A 17,733-nucleotide genomic window follows, 5' to 3' on the forward strand; every position below is an offset into this window, starting at 1 on the left:
AGAATGGTAACCAAATTCGATTAAAGATCAGTGATGGCTGCCAGAACAGAATTGTTGAAGTAATCAACATACATATTTTTAAATGGCTTCTGGTGATCCAACTCTACGGATAAATGAACGGTCACCGTCTGATAAATCGGATCAACGCAAAGGAAAGGACCTGCCGCGCCCCAGTGTGAATAGGCTTCTGGAGAGAACAAATCTCCACCATCACGCTTCGAGCCGTTAATCGCCCATCCGTACCCCCAATACGCTTCTGGAAAAACCTCGTCTCTATATTGTGAGGATACGCCTGGAATTTGGTTGCGGGTCATTTCTTTTACGGTAACCGGACTAAGAAATCGTACTCCGTTATATATCCCACCGTTAAGAAACATCTGGCCAAAGACAGCCAAATCCATAGCCGTGGAGTACGCGCCGCCCCCCGCAGATACGGAATTCAAATTATACTCGCTGTCTACCCATTCCGCGCACGCCGCTTCTGGTGCACGTCTTACTACTTTGTCCAGCACGTCCATGGGTACACGATAATATGTATTTTCCATACCAAGCGGTTTAAAAATGGTTTCCTTTACGAATACATCATAAGCCTGTCCGCTAACGCGCCGGATGATTTCACCCAACAGCTCATAACCATATCCGCAATAAGACATCACCGTACCAGGTTCGTTACTAAGCGGTGCATCATAACCGCCATATAAGTACTTATGCTGATCTGGATCTTGATTAGGTTCGTGTGGAGGGTATTCTCCTTGTTCCTTTTTCAACTGTCCGTTCTGCCAAATCACCTCACCCTCCAGGCCAGAGGTATGTGTCAATAAGTGATGTACGCATACCTTAGTTTTGCCTTCACCTGTAAATTCGGGGAGGTAATCGGAAACAGGTCTGTTTAGACCAATCTTCCCTTGTTCCATTAACATCATTATAGCGGTTGCCGTAAACAGTTTTGTTATAGAACACAGCGGATAAATAGCATCTACAGTTAATTCCGCTGCGCCTGGCTCCGGACCGAATTTCCCGTTCGCTTGATGGACCAGTAGCGTACCCTTTCTTGCAGCAACAATAACTTGTGCCGGTGTGATGTTGTCTTCAACCATTTGTGCAGCTGCTATACGTATGCGCTCTACACCGTAAGCCGACACACCTGCTTGTTCTAAAGAATGAAATAATAGTTCTTTCATGGATAGCCCCCCTAAACAAATTTATTCAATACATATATAAACTATTATACAAATATATTAAATAATCCTGCTTACTCACTATTTACCTGTGACTACATGGTTAATGGGCTATTCTTAATAAAATAAAACGCTAATCTCGGGTTTATCCCGAAAATTAGCGTTTTATTTTAACCGCATCCACTTCTTCACTAAGAGACCGCTACCTTAAAAGCATCGACATTTAATGCCGTCCCATTGATGGTTAGTGTGGCGTTGTAATAACCGCGATCACCACTCGGCTTACATTTATAATCACCCGAACATCCGCACACAAAGAATTTTGTATTTGTATACCCTGGATATATATTAGTAAGCTTTCGGTAAAACAAATGCCCATGATGTGTAAAAATAGCCAGTACTTTATCTCTCACCTTTACAGGAATAGACGTAAAAAACTTAGCAGTCTCCGCCGCGCTTAATACATGGCTAGGATCGACCGTGATCCCGCTCACTTTTAAAGGCCAATGAAAATCAATAATGTAGTAATGCTGGTCATCTAAATTCTTTAATAGATTTATACTGGCCGGCGAAAATTTTCCAAGCGCACAATTGAGCCATACGTACTTCACTTTGCCCTGTGTCCCAGGGAAATTCATTTGTCCTTCAACAGCCCCTAAATATTGTGTGAATAAGGACTGGGTACTTGCCTCCCAATTTCCAATCGATGCTTTATAGGGGATGCTTCCGAGCGTGCTAGTAACTGTATCCTTGAAGTCCTTGTAATAGGCATTTGCATTATTTCCATGATTCGCTCCCGCTTGCGTGTTATCTCCTCCAAAAATAACAAACCTCTTATTCCCGCTCCCCACAGCCTTTGGCAGAAGATTTCTAAAAATGCTTGCGCTATTCCCATATCCCACATGGCTATCCCCAATAACCGCGAAATTAATAGTCTGGGCTTTTGCTTTAAGATTCAGATTACGTTTGGGCTTAGGACTGGCAAGAAGCCTTCGCTTCTTAGTGGAGGCTATCTGCTTTTTCATCTTAATCACCTCTTTAAAATGGATGAAGAATTCCTGGTAGTATGTATATTCGATCCAATGTGCTTTCTCTTGGACAGACGTATCCTTTAAAAAGAATATATAGAGCAGATAATTAACAGGCTTATCTAAAAAGGTAAGATGTTATAATGAGTTCCACAGACGTCAATAATACAGTTCAATCTATAGCATTATAGTTTCAAAATATATTCAAGTAACGGAGGCCTTATTTTGAATAACGTTATCCCGGAATGGGCCGAATCTCATTTTCCTTTATATAGCGCTGGCAGCATTCAATCGATGTATGGGACCTCAAATCTACCAAGAGTTCAGATTCATGAGAATCTAACCGTATTACTGGCCGTTGCCGCTGGTAAAGGAAGCCTTGAAGTCAATAATCTAACCTATGAGCTTACGGAAGGAAGCGTAATCCTTCTCCCCGCTAATACTCATGCCTCTATAATTACAAATCTCCAGCAGCCGCTTCATGCCTATAAGCTCACCATCTGGATTCAAGAGCAGACTCAAACTATACCTGGCAGTACGATGGTACGAAAAAGCGAAATAGCTTCGAGTTCAAATATGCTGTTGTTTCCTTATGAGCCTACCATTGTATCCAGTGTCAAGGAGTTGTATCTTCACCGACTGCCAGATCGAGAAACACGTCATGTACAGAATCAAATGCTCTTTCATCAGATTATTCTACAATTGCTTGAACAGCAGGAAGCCAGATATACAGTCAACGAGCAGCCATCGATGGAACGGAGCATTTCTTACCTGGAGAATCACTTTAGCGAAAAAATAACACGTGAGCACTTAGCCGCCATTGCGGGTGTAAGCAGCTCGCATTATTCAACGCTGTTCAAGCAGGTAACAGGCTTCAGCCAGAGCGAATACTTGTCGCGGCTACGGGTCCATAGTGCCAAGGAGCTTTTGCTTAACGGTTCAGGTACACTTAGGGAAATTGCGCTAAAGGTAGGCTACAAGGATGAATTTTATCTCAGCCGTCGTTTTAAGCTGCAGACAGGCGCATCTCCATCTGGTTACAGCCGAAGCTCTTTCCAGCGAGTTGCCGTAATGCTCACCCCATATGCAAGCCATTTACTGTTACTTGGCTTAGAACCTGCGGTTACCATCTCTGAAAGTAGTGAATATTTGAATCTTTCGGATCAGGAGCCACCTCAGTCGATGAAGTTTATCAACACAAATAGCTCGGCTGAACAGATCCGATCGCTTTTACTTGATGCCAACGTTGAACTGATTATTGCGGCCAAAGAGCATTTGGAAGAATACGGATTGAATGCTGGGCAGCTACGGGCAGTAGCCCCTATTATGGAAGTCTCTTGGAACGAAATCGGCTGGAAAGATCAGCTCCGCCTAATTGGCCGAGCCATTCAGCGGAGTGATCGGGCTGAGCAGTGGTTAGATGCTTTTGAACAAGAAGAACTAGAAGCTCGTGCCGTGATACAGCAAGGTGCGATCGCTAACGAAATTGTGACCCTTCTGGTCATTAAACCGGACGAGCTACTCGTTTACGGGGCAAGAAATGTAGGCTATGTGATATACCAATCCCTTGGACTTAGAGCTCCGACCTTGATTGACAACGAGATAAAAAGACTGGGAGACCAGTTCCATTCAATTTCGATTGAAGTTTCAGATCTTGCAGATTATGCAGGAGACCGAATTTTAGTCATTGTATTTCCCGATGCCAAAGGCTCTACCGCGCACACTGAAGCGATCTTTCAATCCCCTTATTGGAGCCAGCTTTCCGCAGTGCAGCAGAAGAAAGTCCATTTACTTGATCTGGATGATTGGGTTCCTTATAACCCCGCTTCGATTCGCTTACAACTAGGACGTGCTGTAGCTTTATTCAGAGGCAAATAATAGTCCAAGTCTTTTTTCCAACAAAAAGGCATGGTTAGGCACATAAGGGATCCCTATAATGATTACAAATGCGAATGATTCTCATAATCACTCTAAAGCATAGGCTGAAGATTGATTTACACGGTTTGAATTGTTCAAAGTAACACTGTCATACAAAAAAAGGGGAGAATGATTTAATGAGAAAGATATTTATTCCGTTTGTACTTATTATGGGGATTGCACTCAGTGCTTGTGGGGGAAATCAGGCGAAGAATGATGCTAGTCCTACAAACAGCCCATCTTCTACTCCTGCTGCGGAGTCAGAAAGTGCGACTTTTACTTATCAATCCGAAGGCGGCCCTGTTGAGGTTCCAACACATCCTCAGCGTGTCGTTGTACTCACCCGTTTTTTAACCGGGAATGTCATGGCACTTGGTGTACCTGTTGTAGGTGTAGACGAAATGTCCAAAACCAATCCACGCTTTGAAGAACAGCTAAAAGACGTAGAAGCGGTTAGCGATGAAAGCCTGGAGAAAATCATTGAACTGCAGCCGGATCTGATCATCGGGCTCTCCGATATTAAGAATATCGATAAATTCAAGCAAATCGCACCGACCGTTACTTATACTTATAATAAAGTGGATTACTTAACCCAACAGCTGGAAGTCGGCAAATTGGTAAATAAAGAAAAAGAAGCTCAGGCTTGGGTCGATGATTTTAGTGCCCGTACCAAAAAAGCGGGTGAAGAAATCAGAGCGAAGATCGGTGATAATGCCACTGTCTCTGTTATTGAGACCTTTAATAAGCAATTGTATGTATACGGGTATAACTTTGGCCGCGGAACTGAACTCCTCTATGGGGACTTCAAGCTTGGCATGCCAGAAACAGTAAAGGAAAGCACCAAAACAGATGGATTCTTTGCTGTCTCGACAGAAGTGCTGAAGGATTATCTGGGCGATTACGTTATTTTCAGTAAAAATGCGGATGAGGACAATTCCTTCCAGAATACAGAAATCTACAAGAGCATCCCTGCTGTCAAAAATAATCATGTCTACGAAGCTGATGCAAAAGCATTCTATTTTAACGATCCACTTAGCCTTGAGTACCAGTTGGAATTCTTTGAACAACAATTTCTTGGAAAATAAAGATAATGACTACGAAGCAAACTTCCATTCCATTTTTATATAAGCTGCTTGGTAGCGTGCTGGTAATGGTTATATGCCTCGTGATTGCTATGCTATTCGGGGCTAAAGAAACCACTTTCAATGATCTGTGGCTCGCCATCACCTCAAATTCAAAAGCAGACAATGTCCTTATTCTGCGTGAGATCCGGCTGCCTCGCGAACTCGCCGCCATGCTGATCGGTGCGGCCTTTGCCGTATCCGGTGCTATCATGCAGGGGGTTACACGCAATCCATTAGCCGACCCAGGCCTGCTCGGTCTGACCTCGGGCGCGAATATGGCGCTGGCTCTTACGTTTGTATTTCTGCCGGGACTGAATTATTTTGGTACCATGATCGCTTGTTTCTTTGGCGCTGCCCTAGGAGCCGTGCTAGTGCTTGTTCTCGGTTCTGTTCGCCAAGGTGGCTTCTCTCCGATTCGAATCGTACTCGCCGGTGCAGCGGTATCTGCCTTTCTGTATGCTATCGCAAGTGGCGTAAGCATTGCCTTCAAAATATCCAAGGATGTATCCATGTGGACAGCGGGTGGATTGATTGGCACAACCTGGGGCCAGCTTCAGGCTATCGCACCTGTGATCCTCATCGGCATCGTGGTCGCATTATTTTTTTCAAACCAGTTAACCATTCTTAGCTTAAGTGACGAGGTAGCCATCGGTTTAGGCCAAAACCTAGCTTTGGTTAAAGGGATTCTATTCACTCTTATTATTCTGCTGACTGGAGCATCGGTCGCTCTAATTGGGGATATGGCTTTTGTGGGGCTGATGATTCCGCATATTGTCCGTAAGATTGTCGGTACCGATTACCGGTATATATTGCCGATCTCGATCTTTACAGGTGCATCGTTCATGCTTCTCGCGGATACAATTGGACGGACAATCCATGCACCTTATGAGACGCCAGTGGTCGCCGTAGTAGCTATGCTTGGGCTACCTTTCTTCTTGTTTGTTGTTCGGAAAGGAGGTAAAACACTCTCATGATTTCCTCTGCTCCCGTACGAAAGCAACGTATTATCCTATGTGTATGCAGCGGATTGATTCTGCTGACAGCAATCGTCAGCATGGGAATCGGATATTCTTCTCTATCTTTTGACAGACTGCTTCCGGTTCTGTTCGGGCATGGAACCTTTAAAGAGGACTTTGTATTATTCTCTGTAAGATTGCCGCGGATTCTGATTACACTGCTGGCAGGCATGGCCTTGGCGTTATCCGGTTCCATTCTGCAAAGCGTTACACGAAACGATCTAGCCGACCCCGGTATTATTGGTATCAACTCCGGTGCAGGTGTGGCTGTCGCTGCTTTCTTTCTCTTTTTCCCGGTTAGCGCCGGATCATTCATTTATGCGCTGCCGCTGGTTGCTTTCATAGGGGCATTACTTACAGCAGCGTTAATCTATCTTTTTTCATATAGTCGGACTAAGGGGCTTGACCCTGTTCGGTTAGTGCTTGTTGGGGTAGGGTTCTCCCTAGCGCTGTCTGGCGTTATGATCGTGATCATTTCCTCCGCGGATCGTGCCAAGGTAGATTTTATTGCTAAATGGATCGCGGGGAATATATGGGGTACAGATTGGCCATTCATCTGGGCTTTACTGCCTTGGTTGATCTTACTAGTTCCCTTTACCCTGTACAAATCGCAGCGACTCAACCTGCTCAGCCTAAGTGAAGTATCTGCCATTGGTGTCGGGATGAATCTCGAACGTGAACGTATCGTTCTGATTCTCACGGCAGTTGCAGCTTCAGCCTCCGCAGTTTCTGTCACAGGTGGGATCGCCTTCATCGGACTGATGGCTCCACATATTGCGAAATCGCTAGTCGGCCCGCGTAATCAGATGTTTATTCCCGTCGCTGTGTTGTTGGGCGGCTGGCTACTTCTGATCGCGGACACCGTTGGCCGCAATCTCGTCGATCCTGACGGTATTCCGGCAGGAATCATGGTGTCGCTAATCGGCGTACCTTATTTCGCTTATTTATTGCTTAAGAAATAAGCATTTGTTTAGACAAAAAAACCTCGGCACAATTACCGAGGTTCTTTCTACTGCCACTCCTATTTATATAGGCTGAATAAAAGATTATAACGAATAGCGAGAAGGATCGGAGGGGAAGTTTGGAACTGCAGGAGCGCTAGCGACCGTCTTTGTCATCAGATTTCAACCGAGAAGAGCGGTATCTAATCAGCTAAATCTTCATATCCTTACCCGTATAATCTACAAACATGAAATGACCTTCCCGTGTAGTTCGCTTCTCGATCAGGTCTAGGATTCCCTCGGCACTATGATTAGGATTTGTTGGTGCCTCTGCCCCGCCCATATCCGTGTGCATCCAGCCGGGATGCACGCTGAGCACTTGAATCCCGCGTTCTTTTACATACACATGCAGCTGCTGTGAGAACATATTGAGCGCCGTTTTGGAAATGCCATAAGGATAGTCGTTCGGGTAAGCATTCGTTATACTTCCTGCTTCCGACGATATATTGATGATCGAGCATTCGGGTTCCGTGAGTAACGGCAAGAAATGCTTAACCACTCGCATTGGTCCATACAGATTAATATCCATCGTTGTGAGCATATCTTGGAAATCCAATACTTCAATCGATGTATCCCGGGCGCTGAGCACCGCCGCATTATTAATAATGGCACCGAGCGAGCGTCCTTGTTCTTGTAGACTCGCAGCAAGTGCCGCGATTCCCGTCTCGTCCGTCACGTCCAGCGCAGCGATGGTAAGCTTATCTCCATAGGTTTCAGCAAGCTGGGATAACGCTGTTTGTTCCTGAGCGGGACGGCGAACCCCGGCAATAACTCCATGACCACGCTTCAGCGCTTCAGCCGCCAGCTCATAACCTAGTCCACGTCCTGCACCGGTAATAATAATATTCATAATTACTCCTCCCCGTTATCTTTATCGTTCTCTAGCAGCTCCACAATCACCTTTAACTCCTTGAAAGTGTCCATATAAGCATAACGCCCACCGGTATACTCACCCTTTTGCTGAAGTGGAAAGCCTTTGCCTTCTAGCAGCATTATCTTTTCTTTCATTCCTTCAACCACAAAAGCAATATGATGAGGTCCCTCACCATGCTCATTCAAGTAATCGCGCCACGTACTCGGCTCATGATCCGGTTCAATCAATTCCAGCTGCAAAGAGCCCATATCAAAAAAAGCCAGCTTAGCCCGCGCCTGCGTCGCCACGCCATTATGCCGTGTCTGTGCAACATCTTCTGTATCTGTAACGATAATTTCCGGCTTTTTGAGTCCAAAAAACTCGGCATATGCCGTACTTACCTTTTCAACATCATTCACTAATATTCCAATCTGCGTAACAAAATGATTGCCTAGCCATCCTGACATGCGTATCAACCTCCTATTAGTCTGACAAGTCCACCATACCGATTCTTTGAAAGGGCTGTCAAGCCCGAAAAGAAATCGCTCCGAGCCAGTGAAAATAAAGCCCAGCCACTTTCAGCGCTATCAAAGGCATTTTCGCCTCTCTTTTCTCCAAATCGACCACTTTCGGCGCTATCAAAGGCATTTTTGCCTCTCCGATACCGTAACTGGTTAAGATTACTTTGTGCGTGATATTACTTTTTGTTTCGCTTAATCACCAATCCGGTTATAGAATGAAAAGTTTACATTAACAAAAAGGGGTGAGGAACGATGGACCATAGAAAAAGATCACGCCTGATGCAGCAGTTTATTTTTGTCGGGCCGACTTCCTTGTTTTTCTTTATGATTGTGCTGATTCCTTTCTTTTTAGGACTCTATTATTCATTTACCAGCTGGAACGGAATCTCGCGTCATGTGGAGTGGGCCGGACTCCGGAACTATCTACATATATTCACGAAGGACCCTTCCTTTCTTCATTCATTCTGGTTCACAGCGAAGTTCACTTTATTTGGCCTGGTGCTGACCAATCTGCTCGGCTTCGCACTCGCTTATGTACTGACCCGTAAGCTGTTCACGCGTAATGTCCTGAGAACGGTATTTTTTGTCCCTCATGTCATTGGTGGACTTTTGCTCGGGTTCATTTGGCAGTTTATTTTTGTAAGAGGATTCTCCTCGATTGGACAGGCTACGGGCTGGTCCTTCTTTAATCTTCCGTGGCTGGGCACCGGAGGGACAGCCTTCTGGGCGATAGTGATCGTATTTGTCTGGCAAAATGCAGGGTACCTAATGGTCATCTACATTTCTGCAATCAACAACGTTCCCAAAAGCCTGCTTGAAGCCTCAAAAGTGGATGGCGCCGGACGCTTTCAGGCTCTACGCCATGTCATCATCCCGCTGGTTATGCCGGCTGTAACCGTTTGTCTGTTCCTTTCTATCTCCTGGTCGTTTAAGCTGTTCGACCTTAACCTGTCGCTGACCAAGGGTGGTCCCTTCAAAGCTACCGAATCTGTAGCGTTGAATATTTACAATGAGGCCTACACTATTAGCCGATTCGGGATGGGCTCAGCGAAAGCGATGATTTTCTTCGTCATTGTGGCCTTGATCTCCCTGCTACAGGTTAGAGCAACTAAGAAAAGAGAGGTGGAGCTGTAATGGAGACTACCGCCAAGAAATTCAATGTGCCCCTGCTTCTCGTCGAAGTGATTGCGATCCTGCTGGGCCTTCTATTCCTAGTACCGTTTTACTTTCTGCTAGCTAACTCGGTTAAAAGCTATAGTGAGATTCTTTCGGATTCCGCTGCGTTGCCCTCCGTATTCCAGTGGAGCAACTACGCCGAAGCTTGGAAAGCCATTAATTTTCCTCGTGCCTTCCTAAACTCTTTTATTATCACGGTGATTAGTAATATTCTGCTAGCGTTCCTCTGCTCTATGTGCGCTTACAAAATGGTCCGCAATAACAGCTTATATAACCGCATACTTTATATTGCCTTAGTGGCCGCTATGGTTATTCCATTTCAGGCGATCATGATCCCGCTGGTGCAAGTCGTTAGCGGTCTGGGCGTCATGGATTCAACCGCAGGTTTGATTTTAGCGTACCTTGGATTTGGCGCCCCTATGACTGTATTTCTGTTCCATGGCTTCGTCAAATCGGTACCTCTTGATATTGAGGAGGCTTCGAGAGTAGATGGCAACAGTCCTTATGGTACCTTTTTCCGGATTGTGCTTCCGCTCATGCAGCCGATTATTGTCACTGTCATTATTCTGAATACCCTGTGGATCTGGAACGATTACTTAATGCCTTCGCTTATTCTGCAGGACCCGGTGCTTCGCACCATTCCCATCGCCACTTATAGCTTCTTCGGACAATATACGAAACAGTGGGATTTGGCGCTTCCGGGACTTGTGCTCGGGATTACGCCTGTGGTCATTTTTTTCCTAGCGATGCAAAAATATATTATTGAAGGCATTGCCCAAGGCTCCGTAAAGGGCTAACGATACATGTTATTTTCAGCCAGAGAGGATGAATGAATATGAGAACCAAACGTGGAATTCTCCTCGCATGCTCCCTGCTGCTGGCTGCCCTGACAGCCGGCTGCGGAGATAACAGCGACAATGCGAATGGAGTTAAAACCGTGCATATCTACCAGTTCAAGGTTGAAATATCTGAAGCGCTCGCTTCGCTTAAGACTGAATTTGAGAAGGAACACCCCAATATTAAGCTGGAGGTCCAAAGCGTCGGTGGCGGGACCGATTACGGCGCCTCCCTACGCGCCAAGTTCTCATCTGGAGATGAACCGGATATCTTCACCATCGGCGGCAACAATGAACGTGATATGTGGCTGGAATATCTGGAGGACCTGAGCGGCGAAGCTTGGGTCAAGGATGTAAAGCCACTTGCAGCAGAACAAATGACCATCGATGGCAAGCTCTATGGCATGCCGATGAATCTGGAAGGATACGGCTTCATCTATAATAAGGACCTATTTAAAAAAGCCGGCATCACCGAGAAGCCATTGACGCTAACCGCTCTGCGCGAAGCCTCAGAGAAGTTGAAGGCAGCTGGCATCACACCTTTTGCGAACGGCTACCAGGAATGGTTCGTGCTTGGCAATCATAATGTGAACGTACCTTTCGCCCAGCAGCCTGATCCGGAGGCATTCATCGCCGGACTTACAGACGGTTCCAAAACCTTCGCCGGAGACCCTATTTTCTCCAAGTGGATCGATCTACTCGACCTTACTGTAGAGTACGGCAATAAGAACCCTCTCTCGACAGACTATAATACCCAAGTCACTATGCTAGCGAGCGGAGAAGCCGCAATGATGCAGCAGGGCAACTGGACGCAAGGACAGATCGATGGTATCGATCCTAATCTAAATTTGGGTATCCTGCCGATGCCCATTGACGACACCCCCGAAGACAACGACAAGCTGTATGTAGGCGTGCCAAGCAATTGGGTGATCAATAAAAACTCCCCCGTTAAGCAGGAAGCCAAGGTCTTCCTGGATTGGCTGGTCACCTCCGAGACTGGGAAAAAGTATATCACTAAGGAATTCCAGTTCATCCCTGCGCTCGACAGCATTAAGGGCACCGAAGAAGATCTTGGAGCGCTGGGCGCCGAAGTGTTAGCCTATACCGATAAGGATCAAGCACTAACCTGGAACTGGACCCGTCTGCCAAACGGGATGCCACAGGAATTATCCAGCAGCATTCAAGGCTATCTCGGTGGAAAGCTGACGAAAGAAGGCATGCTGAAGGAATTTCAAGTCAACTGGGATAATCTCAGTGTGCAGTGAGTAACCCGCTCTGCACATCAAAAGCCGCGCAATGATGCGCGGCTTTTCCTTTGATCGCATTCATTTGACTAGTTAGCACGCAGCATACTTATTTGTCTGGCAAGATACACTGGCGTATAGGGCATGTCATCTCGAAGCCAAGAAATAACCGTGCCAATTAAGGCTGCAGAACCGTACCAAACGGCAATGTCCTTCTGTATGGGCATCTTGGAATGATCAGCCGCACCCTCCTTTTTCTCCTGGTGTGCAGAAATGATTTCCGCCATCAAGTCAAACAGTCGATCAGTAAAAATCGGGCTCCGTTTCGATGTGAGTATAACTTTGTAGAATTTTGCATTTTCCGCAATATGCTTTAGCAGACTCTCAAGTATTCTTAAATTCTCTTCTTCAACCGATTCGTGATCATTATCTTCGTTGTTCACTACTTGTAGAATGTCCTCCACCATTTCATCCGCCATCTTTTCTAACATATCCGGCAGGTCCCGATAATGCAGATAAAAAGTAACCCGATTGATTTTAGCCCGCTCTGCAATACGGTTTACTGATATTTTCTCAATATCCATTTCCTCAAGCAATTCAATCACAGCATCTCTAAGCAATTGACGTGTACGAAGTACCCGTGGATCTGTACGTTGCGATGTGTTATTCATCCTACTCTCTCCAATCTTTTACATTCATATCGTAAACTACAATTTTTAATAAATTGTTGTTTTTTCATGAGAAAACACTACAAATTTAAAATGAATGTAAACTATTTTACATTTTTTCGCAAATCGTTGCTTGATTACATGAAAATTTCATTTATAATCTAATTCATGCATTGTAAACTATACAACACACTGTAAATTTAGTCCATGATCGAAGATTTGAAAGGATGGAGTGGAGTGAGTACAAAGACAGAAGTAACAAGCAGTTCCGTAAAAAAGGGACCCATCTTATTCATTATGATTTTGGGCGCCTTTCTTGCAACACTGAATCAAACGGTAATGAGCGTTGCCGTTCCGGAGTTAATGCATGATTTTGATATCACGGCTGCTACCGCTCAGTGGCTCACAACAGGCTATATGCTGATTAATGGGGTTCTGATCCCAATTACAGCATATTTGATGCAACGGTTTACGACGCGAGAGCTTTTTCAAGCATCCATGTTTATATTTTTGGCTGGAACGATCGTTTCGGCGCTCGCAACTAACTTCCCTATTCTGCTGACCGGTCGTATGATTCAGGCAGCTGGTGCCGGGATTATCATGCCACTGCTCACGAATGTCATCTTGACCCTGTTCCCTCCGGAAAAGAGAGGGGCGGCCATGGGGATGGTAGGGTTAGCCATTATTTTTGCGCCTGCCATTGGACCTACTCTAGCCGGATATATTTTGGAGCATTATTCTTGGGAAACTATGTTCTATGGCATGATTCCATTGACCGTTATTGTAATTATCTGCGGATTTATTTATTTAAAAAATGTATCGGAGCGCATCTTTCCCAAGTTGGATATTGTTAGCGTAATTCTTTCTACGATTGGTTTTGGAACCTTGCTGTATGGCTTCAGCCGCGCTGCCAGCGCTGGCTGGTCAAGCGCGGAAGTGCTGTTGTCTCTGGGCCTGGGTGTCCTTTCCCTTGGCTTGTTTACTTGGAAACAGCTAGCTTCCCAGAACCCGCTGCTTGATCTTCGAGCCTTCAAATACAGTATGTTTTCCTTAACGACTGTCATCAGTATCGCAGTTACCATCGTGATGTATGCAGATATGATGCTGTTGCCTCTGTATCTGCAGAATGCCCGTGGCTTTACAGCGATGGAATCCGGCTTGCTGCTGCTTCCTGGTGCACTCATTATGGGTTTACTAATGCCGATAACCGGGAAGCTGTTCGACCGGTTCGGGGCAAAATGGCTTGCCATCATCGGTCTACTCATTACAATTGCAACTACGCTAAGCTTTGTGAACTTAACGGACTCAACCAGTTATATGTATCTGGTCTATATGTCAACAGGACGCCGGATCGGGATGGCTCTGCTCCTGATGCCTATCCAAACTTTAGGGCTAAATCAATTGCCTTCCAAGCTTAGTGCGCACGGTACAGCGATCTCGAATACCATTCGACAAGTGGCTGGCGCCGTGGGGACTTCCCTACTCGTCACCGTAATGACGAGTCGTACCACAACGCATATGAAGGATATGCTAGCCTCCGGTAGCACACAAAACGGAACACAGGAACATATGATTATGGAGGCTTCCATCCAAGGTATCAATGATTCCTATCTAGTCATTGTTGGTATCGGCATTCTCGGCCTGCTGCTCTCTTTCTTCATTAAACGTGTTGGGCAAGCGCCTGATCTTGAGCAAGAACCCGAAGTGAAGCTCAAAAAGATCATCGCCAAAGAAGCTTAATATATAAAAGCAAATAGCACTATTTAAAGTAAATTGCAAAAGAGATCAGCAATGTTAATCATTGCTGATCTCTTTTTAGTCTGACAACTACCCTGCTTACAACCTCGGACGGTTCACTATCCTGTATCCTGAATATAACCTCCACTCGTTTCTTAAAAATTGCCCATTGCGCAATTTTGCCCTTTGGGCAATAATATAAAAATAGAAAATAGAGCACAGACTATCCTCTGTACTTAAGAAAGGAGATCGCATAGAATTTGAACCCCAAACAGACGCTGCGCGACAAAAAAAAAGAAGCTACTGCCTATGCCTTAGCCAAATCTGCCTTCGAGCTTGCGCTTGAACTAGGGATGGACGGCTTCATCGTCGACGACGTTGTCCAGAAAGCCGGCTACTCCCGGCGGACCTTTGCCAACTACTTCTCATGCAAAGAGGAGGCGGTAGCCGCATATTTTATCAGCAACTCTTCAAGAGAGGGTCAGAGCAAGCTATTCGAGGACCTGCCACCAGATGCAACACCGCTGGATGCTCTGTATAAATTGTTCAAGCTGCAGTTCACTTCCGAGTTTCTGTATCAATTGCGGCAATTCGTATCGCTGGCAAATCAATATCAGTCACTGGAGCCTTATATCCTCAGCGTATTCCGCCGCCTGCAGATTGCCGCGCAGGAAGTGCTCGAACAGTTCACTCATGGGCGCTATGCCGACGGATATACACATCTTCTCGCTGGTGCCGTTTACGGAGCGTTCGTGCCGATTCTGGATGGACGTCTGAATGTCATGCTACCAGGTGAAGCGCAGGATGAACACTCCGATGCCATATCGTTCGACCAATATCTAAATTCAATGTTCACTTATTTACGAAAAGGTTTCTAATTTAGAGATACAAAGGAGAAAACCATAATATGTCTACATTTCTGTACCGATTGGGTAAATCTGCATATACCAAGCCCTGGTATTTTCTTACGGTCTGGATTCTGATTCTTGGTGTTATAGGCGCATTGCTTGGTGTCAATGGTATCCAGTCCAGCTCGGAAATGAAAATTGAAGGCACTGAATCGCAAAAAGTACTGGATATGCTGGTCAAGGAGCTTCCAGCGGCTGCTGGCGGTCAGGCGAGCGTTGCCTTCACCGCGCCTGATGGAGAACGGCTAGATACGCCGGAGAGATCAGCAGTGATTCTGAAGGCTATAAATGATGTCTACAGCATGGATTATATCATCAATCCTGCTGAACTGGCCGCGCAAGCCGCGGCGGCTGCGGGTCAAGCTGCAGGAGCAGACCCATCTGCAGCTGCTGGTGGCCAGACTGCCACTTCTGACCCTTCGGCGGCGGGTCAGACAGACGCTGCGGGTCAAGCTACTGCTGCAGCTCAGGCCGCTCCTTACGGGCCACTAATCCTTGATGGTGCTCCGGTTCCCGGCGTCATGCTGTCCGCCGACGGCAGCATCGCCCTGTTCCAATTCCAGTTCACGGTTCAGCAGACATCTCTCCCCTCTTCTGTACCAGATAACGTTATTAAGGCTGTAACCGAGGTGGAGCAGGCAGGCTCCGGGATCACAGCCATTCCGAGTGATTCGCTCAAAAGCACACCGTCCATCGGATCTACGGAAGCGATCGGCGTAGCCGTCGCAGCAGTTGTGCTGTTTATTACACTCGGTTCGATTGTTGCAGCCGGACTGCCGCTGATTACCGCACTCCTTGGCGTCGCGATTAGCGTCGGCGGTGCTTTTGCTCTTTCGAATATTGTGCACATGAATGACATTACACCCATTCTCGCAGTCATGATCGGTCTGGCTGTCGGTATCGACTACTCTTTATTTATCGTGAACCGGCAGCGGCGGTTAATTCTCGATGAGAATTTAAGTGCCAAGGAAGCAGCAAGCCGAGCGGTCGGCACCGCCGGCAGTGCAGTATTCTTCGCCGGACTGACCGTCATCATCGCCCTTTGCGGCATGTTGGTCATCGGCATCGGCTTCTTGTCAACCATGGCTCTCGTTGCTGCTGTCAGCGTTCTGATCACTGTTCTGTTGGCGCTTACCCTGCTGCCTGCACTGCTGGGTCTGGTAGGCGAACGGATCTGCACCGTCAAGGCACGTTCAAAGAACGTAGCTTCCGCGGGCAAAGCCCGCCACGGGTTCTCACACCGCTGGGCGAACGCTACGGTAAAATACCGCTGGGCTATCATTGTTCTAGTGGTCTTGGTTCTTGGCACAGCGGCGATTCCAGTCACCAAAATGGAGTTAGGTATTCCGTCTGGCGCTTCAGCAAATCTGGACACTCCAGCACGCCAGAGCTATGACATCATCTCCAAGGGCTTCGGCGAAGGGTTCAACGGTCCGCTACTCCTTGTGGCCCAGCCAAACAACCCGTCCGACAAGATTTCAATGCAGACACTTGGCAAGCTGGTTCAAGAGCTGCAAATGCATGATAACGTCACGCTTGTGTCCCCAATGGGCGTCAACGCGACCGGAGATATTGCTATTATCAGTCTGATTCCTAAAACCGGCCCTACAGATACAAAAACGAGAGATTTGGTGCAGGATCTGCGTAATCCCGCTTCCAGCCTCGCATCAGCAAATGATGTAACGCTTGGCGTGACCGGTTTCACTGCGATTAATATCGATATGTCTTCCAAGCTATCCGACGCGTTTCCCTTGTATATTGGCATCATCGTAATCCTATCACTAATTATTCTATTACTCGTTTTCCGGTCAGTCATCGTTCCGATCAAGGCGACGGTAGGCTTTATTCTCAGCGTCCTCGCTACTTTTGGCCTAACCACGGCCGTCTACCAGTGGGGATGGCTGCACTCTCTGTTTGGTTTTGACACAGGAGGCCCACTGCTCAGCTTTATGCCAATTCTGGTCACCGGCATTCTGTACGGACTGGCGATGGATTATCAGGTATTCCTCGTCAGCTCCATGCGTGAGGCTTACGTCCATGGACGTCATGGCAACGACAGTGTCGTTCAGGGTTACGATCTCGCCAGCCGCGTCGTACTTGCCGCAGGCGTAATCATGGTTTCCGTCTTCGCTGGCTTCATCTTCGCACCTGATGCGATGATCAAGCAGATCGGATTTGCGCTGGCTTTCGGCATCCTGATCGATGCTTTCATCATCCGAATGACGCTCGTTCCGGCGGTAATGGCCGTCTTCGGCGACAAAGCCTGGTGGCTTCCGAAATGGCTAGACCGCTTGCTTCCGAACCTCGATGTCGAGGGTGATAAGCTAATTGCCATGCTCAATGCCAAGGGAGAAGGTAAGAAATAAGAAGTGGACAGCCTTTAGACAGTCTCCCCAAAATTTTGAAGAGCATGACCCTGCGAACTACCTGCAGGGTCTGCTTTACTTTTTATGGCATTACGGTTCTGCCTGTGTCAGAGAAATCTTCTCTATATTGATCGACGAACAAATTAACCTATCGGGTGAG

General features: G+C 46.6%; 16 protein-coding genes. 10 read left to right on the top strand and 6 right to left on the bottom strand.

Annotation, left to right across the window (positions count from 1 at the left end; all coding sequences use genetic code 11):
- Positions 1-20 precede the first annotated feature (20 nt).
- Both M2444_RS16370 and M2444_RS16375 read right to left on the bottom strand, forming a co-directional pair.
- Positions 21-1,181, bottom strand: a complete 1,161-nt coding sequence (locus M2444_RS16370; protein WP_280787477.1) for a serine hydrolase domain-containing protein — start codon at positions 1,179-1,181, stop codon at positions 21-23.
- 188 nt (positions 1,182-1,369) lie between these two features.
- Complete coding sequence (locus M2444_RS16375) at positions 1,370-2,203, bottom strand: metallophosphoesterase family protein (protein WP_280787478.1); 834 nt, start codon at positions 2,201-2,203, stop codon at positions 1,370-1,372.
- 228 nt (positions 2,204-2,431) lie between these two features.
- On the opposite strand from M2444_RS16375, the gene M2444_RS16380 reads away from it, so the two are divergent.
- From M2444_RS16380 to M2444_RS16395, 4 genes are all read left to right on the top strand, one after another.
- A complete protein-coding gene (locus tag M2444_RS16380) occupies positions 2,432-4,084 on the top strand; it encodes a helix-turn-helix domain-containing protein (RefSeq protein ID WP_280787479.1) in 1,653 nt (550 codons plus the stop codon).
- Positions 4,085-4,260: 176 nt separating this feature from the next.
- Positions 4,261-5,208, top strand: a complete 948-nt coding sequence (locus M2444_RS16385) for an iron-hydroxamate ABC transporter substrate-binding protein (RefSeq protein WP_280787480.1) — start codon at positions 4,261-4,263, stop codon at positions 5,206-5,208.
- A 5-nt stretch (positions 5,209-5,213) separates the two neighbouring features.
- Positions 5,214-6,221, top strand: coding sequence for a FecCD family ABC transporter permease (locus M2444_RS16390; RefSeq protein ID WP_280787481.1), 1,008 nt, complete (start codon positions 5,214-5,216; stop codon positions 6,219-6,221).
- Positions 6,218-7,225, top strand: a complete 1,008-nt coding sequence (locus M2444_RS16395) for a FecCD family ABC transporter permease (RefSeq protein WP_094878655.1) — start codon at positions 6,218-6,220, stop codon at positions 7,223-7,225. The genes M2444_RS16390 and M2444_RS16395 overlap by 4 nt, the downstream gene beginning before the upstream one ends.
- A gap of 190 nt (positions 7,226-7,415) precedes the next feature.
- Here M2444_RS16395 and M2444_RS16400 read toward each other — a convergent pair whose 3' ends face one another.
- The 3 genes from M2444_RS16400 to M2444_RS16410 are packed head-to-tail and all read right to left on the bottom strand — an operon-like array spanning position 7,416 to position 8,765.
- Entirely contained in the window at positions 7,416-8,114 is a 699-nt protein-coding gene (locus M2444_RS16400; RefSeq protein ID WP_094878656.1) for an SDR family oxidoreductase, read from the bottom strand.
- A 2-nt stretch (positions 8,115-8,116) separates the two neighbouring features.
- Positions 8,117-8,584, bottom strand: coding sequence for a VOC family protein (locus M2444_RS16405; protein WP_094872241.1), 468 nt, complete (start codon positions 8,582-8,584; stop codon positions 8,117-8,119).
- A 58-nt stretch (positions 8,585-8,642) separates the two neighbouring features.
- Positions 8,643-8,765 carry a hypothetical protein gene (locus M2444_RS16410; RefSeq protein WP_280787482.1) on the bottom strand — a complete coding sequence of 41 codons (123 nt, stop codon included), beginning with the start codon at positions 8,763-8,765 and terminating at the stop codon, positions 8,643-8,645.
- 125 nt (positions 8,766-8,890) lie between these two features.
- On the opposite strand from M2444_RS16410, the gene M2444_RS16415 reads away from it, so the two are divergent.
- Genes M2444_RS16415 through M2444_RS16425 form a run of 3 tightly spaced genes read left to right on the top strand, consistent with a single transcriptional unit; the run spans position 8,891 to position 11,915 of the window.
- Entirely contained in the window at positions 8,891-9,772 is an 882-nt protein-coding gene (locus M2444_RS16415; protein ID WP_094872239.1) for a carbohydrate ABC transporter permease, read from the top strand.
- Entirely contained in the window at positions 9,772-10,611 is an 840-nt protein-coding gene (locus tag M2444_RS16420; RefSeq protein WP_280787483.1) for a carbohydrate ABC transporter permease, read from the top strand. The genes M2444_RS16415 and M2444_RS16420 overlap by 1 nt, the downstream gene beginning before the upstream one ends.
- Before the next feature lie 38 nt (positions 10,612-10,649).
- Entirely contained in the window at positions 10,650-11,915 is a 1,266-nt protein-coding gene (locus tag M2444_RS16425; protein ID WP_256990641.1) for an ABC transporter substrate-binding protein, read from the top strand.
- Between the two features lie 68 nt (positions 11,916-11,983).
- On the opposite strand, the gene M2444_RS16430 is transcribed toward M2444_RS16425, so the two are convergent.
- Positions 11,984-12,565: a TetR/AcrR family transcriptional regulator gene (locus M2444_RS16430; protein ID WP_094872235.1), complete on the bottom strand. Its 582-nt coding sequence runs from the start codon at positions 12,563-12,565 to the stop codon at positions 11,984-11,986.
- A gap of 204 nt (positions 12,566-12,769) precedes the next feature.
- On the opposite strand from M2444_RS16430, the gene M2444_RS16435 reads away from it, so the two are divergent.
- From M2444_RS16435 to M2444_RS16445, 3 genes are all read left to right on the top strand, one after another.
- Positions 12,770-14,302: a DHA2 family efflux MFS transporter permease subunit gene (locus M2444_RS16435; RefSeq protein WP_481857503.1), complete on the top strand. Its 1,533-nt coding sequence runs from the start codon at positions 12,770-12,772 to the stop codon at positions 14,300-14,302.
- Positions 14,303-14,559: 257 nt separating this feature from the next.
- Positions 14,560-15,177 carry a TetR/AcrR family transcriptional regulator gene (locus M2444_RS16440; RefSeq protein ID WP_094872232.1) on the top strand — a complete coding sequence of 206 codons (618 nt, stop codon included), beginning with the start codon at positions 14,560-14,562 and terminating at the stop codon, positions 15,175-15,177.
- A 29-nt stretch (positions 15,178-15,206) separates the two neighbouring features.
- On the top strand, positions 15,207-17,573 hold the full coding sequence (locus M2444_RS16445; RefSeq protein WP_280787484.1) for an MMPL family transporter: 2,367 nt from the start codon (positions 15,207-15,209) through the stop codon (positions 17,571-17,573).
- Positions 17,574-17,733 lie beyond the last annotated feature (160 nt).

This window comes from Paenibacillus sp. PastF-3, assembly GCF_029893135.1.
Classification (GTDB): Bacteria; Bacillota; Bacilli; order Paenibacillales; family Paenibacillaceae; genus Paenibacillus_AQ; species Paenibacillus_AQ nitricinens.